Source organism: Mesorhizobium sp. M5C.F.Ca.IN.020.32.2.1 (assembly GCF_004023105.1).
Classification (GTDB): Bacteria; Pseudomonadota; Alphaproteobacteria; order Rhizobiales; family Rhizobiaceae; genus Mesorhizobium; species Mesorhizobium wenxiniae.
In genome coordinates, this window is sequence record NZ_RZSX01001486.1 from 1 (window position 1) to 757 (window position 757).

Below are 757 nucleotides of genomic sequence, written 5' to 3' on the forward strand. Positions count from 1 at the left end.
ATTCAGAGCCCGATGACTCGGGACTGCATGGTCAAGGTATGAGGCCCAGAACGACTGCCCCGGTGAACACGAACGCAAGGGCAAAGATGAGATAGGCAAAGGCGCCCGCATAGGCCGGCCGCCAGGTCTGGTCAGAACCGAGCCTTTGGCCTTTGCGGGCAGTCCGGGCGTTCTGGAAATAGGACATATCGACCTCCGTCTCGGTGGTTAATCTATAAAATCAGTAGACTTTGTCGAGTGCTATTTTCCAGCGATCCTTGGAATATTTTTCTCAAACCGGAGGACAATTTGGTTTGTTTGCTGCTTAGCGCGGCACTTCCAAGCCCGATGGCAAAACGCCAGGCTCGTGCGGGCGGAGGGACAGGGATGGGCGGAGCGGCCGCCTATTTGGCGGGCGGCCTGTAAGCTTCCAGGCCAAACAGCATCAGCACGAGCGACACCAGGAAGAACCCAACCGCCACGCCAAGCGCGATCTTGGCGTAGAGTTTATAAACGTCGCCCATGATGGTGCCGAACACCCGCCGCGCCGGACCATCGGCTGGGCGCGATTTCTCATCGAGGTAGAGCCAGACTTCGGTGTGCTTGGGATCCTTGCCGGCTGCGGTCATAGCTTTCCACATCAGGGCCAGAACCATGGTCAGCGTGAGGAACGCGCCGGAGCGGAATGCGGACACCGGGCTGAAGGAGAAGCCGACCATGACACAGCCGATGGCAAGCGATCCGAACATTACGGCGCGCCCGATGCACTCCACAGCAA

2 protein-coding genes are annotated in these 757 nt (G+C 58.9%); both read right to left on the reverse strand.

Going from position 1 to position 757, the window contains the following annotated elements; translation table 11 throughout:
- Positions 1-31: 31 nt before the first annotated feature.
- Positions 32-187, reverse strand: coding sequence for a hypothetical protein (locus EOA86_RS36980; protein WP_128345857.1), 156 nt, complete (start codon positions 185-187; stop codon positions 32-34).
- Between the two features lie 196 nt (positions 188-383).
- Positions 384-757 (reverse strand): hypothetical protein (locus EOA86_RS36985; protein ID WP_128345858.1); only part of this gene is annotated, 374 nt, incomplete at its 5' end.

Coding starts and splice junctions, on each gene's coding strand:
- EOA86_RS36980 (WP_128345857.1), bottom strand. CDS start 187: ATGTCCTATTTCCAGAACGCCCGGACTGCCCGCAAAGGCCAAAGGCTC.